Source organism: Streptococcus vestibularis ATCC 49124 (genome assembly GCF_000188295.1).
In the GTDB taxonomy this organism is placed as follows: Bacteria; Bacillota; Bacilli; order Lactobacillales; family Streptococcaceae; genus Streptococcus; species Streptococcus vestibularis.
Genome location: NZ_GL831112.1, coordinates 908933 through 912997 on the forward strand (window position 1 = coordinate 908933; position 4065 = coordinate 912997).

Sequence of the window (4065 nt, forward strand, 5' to 3'; positions counted from 1 at the left end):
GAAATATTATGGGTGGTGTTGAAAATCCCTACCTTGAGAAATCTGAGTGGGGTTGGGGCAATTGATCCAATCGGTCTTCGTCTAGTTTTGAATGACTTCTATAATCGTTATCAATTACCATTGTTTATCGTCGAAAATGGTTTGGCTGCCAAGGATGTCCTTGTCGATGGTCCTGATGGTTCAACAGTTGAAGATGATTATCTTCGAAAACACTTGATGCAAGTCAGTGAAGCTCTTCAAGATGGTGTGGAGCTTTGGGGTTATACGACTTGGGGGACAATTGATTTGGTTTCAGCCTCAACTGCAGAATTTAGTAAACGTTATGGTTTCATCTACGTTGATCGAAATGATGATGATAGTGGTAGCTTGGCACGTTATAAGAAAAAGTCATTTGCTTGGTATAAATCTGTTATCGTAAGTAATGGTGCTGCCCTTTACAAATAGAAACTTGTTAAGAATCTCAGCAAAAGCTTGAGATTCTTAATTAGTATTTTAGTACAATGTTGATAAATAAGGATTTCGTTGGATATATTTGTGTTATGAGTATCGAAATACCATATATTGTAATTTATGTTATTTAACACATTTTTTGAAAAAGTGGTAGAATAAAAGTGTGAAAACGTTCTTATATTTTCTGAAGAAGTGGCTAGTCTATTTCTTTGCTTTTCCTACTTAGATGGAGGTAGCGATAATGAATGATTTGAAAAAAGTTCTCTTAGCTGGAATCGGATTGACTGCTATGACAGTAGATAAAGCTGATAGTTTTGTCAAAGAGTTGGTTGAAAAGGGGCGCTTGACTGTTGAAGAAGGTAAGGAACTGGAACAAGAGCTCAAACGTCAAAGTAAGGAAGAAGCTCAAGAATTTTTAGCTAAACTCGATGCCAAGAAAACTTCAGTTGAGTATGCGACTAAGGAGGATGTGAAACGTCTTGAAGAAAAACTTGACGCTTTGCTCAGTCAAAATAAATAAAATGTAAGGAGACTAAAATGGCAAGTAAACGATTGAGACATGTGTTGAAGGTTTTCTCGTCAGTTGGTCTCCTTTCTTATCGTGAAAAGCATCTTCCTCAAGACCAACAGACAACACCTGTCAAGCTCCGCCAAGCCTTTGAGCAATTAGGACCTAGTTTTGTTAAAATTGGTCAAATCCTATCCACGCGCTCTGACCTTTTGCCGGAAAACTATATCAAAGAATTATCAAAGCTCCAGAGCTCAGTTCCTCCCTTGAATAAAGAGGAAGTCATGACTGCCATTAAGAGAGAATTACCCAATGGGCTTTCTGACAGTTTCCTTGATTTCTCGGAAGAGCCCTTGGCTTCTGGTTCTGTAGCTCAGACTCATAGGGCTAGATTGTTGTCTGGTCAGGAAGTGATTATAAAAATTCAGAGACCAGGTATTGATAAGGTCGTTAAGGAAGATATTCAGCTTCTCATTAAGCTTGCACGGCATATACCTAAGCATTTTATCCCTATGGTCGATGTTCAAGAGGTTCTGGAAAATCTGCGTGAAACCCTAATCAAGGAACTTGATTTCAGGAATGAAGCAGAGGCCATGAAGCGTTTTAAGGCAAATAACAGGGCTGTTGCTTGTCTAGGTGTCCCAGAGGTCTATGATTCCTTTACGAGGCCACACCTCATAGTCGAAGAGTACATCGATGGGATTCCCCTTAATGACTACAGCCAACTGATTGAGGTTGGCTATGACCTGGAAGACGTGGGTAAGAAACTAATGCTGTCATTTATCAAGCAAGTGTTCAAGGATGGCTATTTTCATGGTGACCCTCATCCTGGAAATCTGTTGGTACGTGATGGCAAGATTTGTTTCATTGACTTTGGAATTATGGGTGAGTTGGAAGCGGGGATGCGTGCGTCCTTAAATGACATCTTATATAGTTTTACTGCTCAGGATGTTGACGGCATGACTAAGGCTATTTTGTCAGTTACTCAGTTTGATAATGGTCTAAATCGTGCAGCTCTAAGTCAGGATGTGGAGCAGATGCTGGGCCGTTATTCTGGTGTAGAACTAGGCAGTCTGTCGATGACAGATTTGCTTGAAGATTTGCTGGCTATTTTCCAGAAGAATCATCTTAAAGCCTCTTCTCAAATTACTATTTTGGAGAAATCTTCGATTCAAATTGAAGGTATTTTTCGAGAATTAGCACCAAATATGGATCTGATGACCCTGGCCAAGGATTACTTCCTAGAGAATATGGGGCCGGATATGCTTAAGCAGACCCTAAATAAAGAGACTATCTTGATTGAACTCTTTTACCTGCTTCGCAATGGAAAAAATATTCCACGTCGCCTGCATCAGCTCTTGGAGCAGATTTTAAACGGACGAATCGTGCTTAACCATGATTTTATTGACTTTTCAGGTAGGGTTAAAGTCTTTGAGAAAGTTTTAAATAATCTGGTTTTAGCCTTGCTGACATTGGCATTTCTTCTGTCTGGTGCTCTTTTGTCCAATAAATCAGATTTTCAAAATCTTGCTTGGCTATTTCTTGGAATTGGAACTTTCCTAGCTTTAGTTACCGTAGGTCGTATAATATTTAAGAAAAAAGGATAAGGTATGATGGAAACAACTAGGCCTGAGCTTGTGGCTTATCAAAAAGAACGTTTAGCTAAATTTGTAAGTGAAAATCAAAAGTTAGACAAGGGACAAATTGTTTTTGCAGGGGACTCTATCACGGAGTTTTTTGCATTGAAAAAATATTTGGGTCGAGAGTTTCCCTTGGTAAACCGCGGGATTGCAGGAACAGACTCGGTTTGGCTTTTAGAACATCTTAAAGAGCAAGTTTTAGATTTGGAACCCAGTAAATTGGTTATCTTGATTGGAATTAATGACATTGGACGAGGTTACCCCATTCAAGATGTCGTCAATCGTATTTCCGATATTATCATGACAGTTCGACAAGAATCTCTATATACAGAAATTTACTTGCTAAGTGTCTTTCCCGTCAGTGAAAGATTGGAATATGCTTCGAAGGTTAAAATTCGAAACAATGCTACTGTAGGTGAACTTAATCAACAACTAGCAGTCCTACCTGGCGTGACTTATGTCGATCTTTTTGATTACCTTACGGATGCTCAAGGACAGTTAAATGCCAACTATACAACTGATGGTTTGCACTTGAGTCCACAAGCTTATCAGGTCATAGCAGAACCAATTATAAAGGAGATTTTAGAATGAAGGTAGGCTTAGTCCTAGAAGGCGGTGGTATGCGTGGTTTATACACAGCTGGTGTCTTAGACGCCTTCTTAGAAGCTGGGATCAAGGTGGATGGCGTTGTCTCGGTATCTGCTGGAGCACTTTTTGGTGTCAATTATCTCTCTAACCAACCCAAAAGAGCTCTTCGCTATAACAAGCGATTCATGGGGGACCGTCGTTACATGAGTTTCTGGTCATGGCTGACAACCGGTAACTTCGTTAATAAGGAGTTCTCCTATTATAAGGTTCCTATGGAGTTAGATGTTTTTGATCAGGAAGCTTTTGCTGAGTCTGGTGTTCCCTTCTATGTGGTCACTACAGATATTGAGACGGGAAAACCAGACTATATTAAGATTGATCATGTCTTTGAGCAGATGGAAGCCTTTCGTGCAAGTTCCGCTCTACCCTTGGTTTCTGAAATAGTCGAGTACAAGGGCAAACGCTACATGGATGGTGGTCTGTCTGATAGTCTTCCCATTGATTTTATGGAAAATATGGGATTTGATAAATTCGTTGTGGTTTTAACACGCCCTAAGTCTTATCGTAAACAACCTTCTAAAACTAGCAAGCGGATTTACAAGCTCTTTTACCGCAAGTATCCTGAATTTGTTGAGGTGCCTTCAAATCGCCATATACACTACAATAAGAGTATTGAGAAGATTGAGACTTTGGAAAAAACTGGAAAAGTATATGCCATTCGTCCAGAGCATGCTCTTGAAGTTGGTCGATTGGAAAAGGACCCAGAAAAGTTCGAAGCTATTTATCAAGAAGGATTGGAACAAATACGTAATGATATGTCCAATCTCAAAATATTTCTTGGAGATAACTAAAAAACGTGCTTTTCTGGGCACGTTTTTT

At 39.5% G+C, this 4065-nt stretch carries 4 protein-coding genes and 1 pseudogene; all 5 read left to right on the forward strand.

Annotated elements, in window-relative coordinates; genetic code table 11:
• Nucleotides 1–444 (forward strand): annotated as a pseudogene (locus HMPREF9425_RS04515) (family 1 glycosylhydrolase); the annotation flags it as partial.
• 247 nt (nucleotides 445–691) lie between these two features.
• Nucleotides 692–970 (forward strand): phasin family protein, encoded by a 279-nt coding sequence (locus HMPREF9425_RS04520; protein ID WP_003097136.1) that lies wholly within the window; start codon nucleotides 692–694, stop codon nucleotides 968–970.
• 17 nt (nucleotides 971–987) lie between these two features.
• The gene (locus tag HMPREF9425_RS04525) at nucleotides 988–2565 is read left to right on the forward strand and encodes an ABC1 kinase family protein (protein WP_003097138.1); all 1578 of its coding nucleotides are present in this window, start codon (nucleotides 988–990) and stop codon (nucleotides 2563–2565) included.
• A gap of 3 nt (nucleotides 2566–2568) precedes the next feature.
• Complete coding sequence (locus HMPREF9425_RS04530; protein ID WP_003097139.1) at nucleotides 2569–3189, forward strand: SGNH/GDSL hydrolase family protein; 621 nt, start codon at nucleotides 2569–2571, stop codon at nucleotides 3187–3189.
• On the forward strand, nucleotides 3186–4037 hold the full coding sequence (locus HMPREF9425_RS04535; protein WP_003097140.1) for a patatin-like phospholipase family protein: 852 nt from the start codon (nucleotides 3186–3188) through the stop codon (nucleotides 4035–4037). The genes HMPREF9425_RS04530 and HMPREF9425_RS04535 overlap by 4 nt, the downstream gene beginning before the upstream one ends.
• The last annotated feature ends 28 nt before the right edge of the window (nucleotides 4038–4065 follow it).

What these genes read in the sequence shown, in the direction of transcription:
- HMPREF9425_RS04520 (WP_003097136.1), top strand. Translation starts at nt 692, where the DNA reads ATGAATGATTTGAAAAAAGTTCTCTTAGCTGGAATCGGATTGACTGCT.
- HMPREF9425_RS04525 (WP_003097138.1), top strand. Translation starts at nt 988, where the DNA reads ATGGCAAGTAAACGATTGAGACATGTGTTGAAGGTTTTCTCGTCAGTT.
- HMPREF9425_RS04530 (WP_003097139.1), top strand. Translation starts at nt 2,569, where the DNA reads ATGATGGAAACAACTAGGCCTGAGCTTGTGGCTTATCAAAAAGAACGT.
- HMPREF9425_RS04535 (WP_003097140.1), top strand. Translation starts at nt 3,186, where the DNA reads ATGAAGGTAGGCTTAGTCCTAGAAGGCGGTGGTATGCGTGGTTTATAC.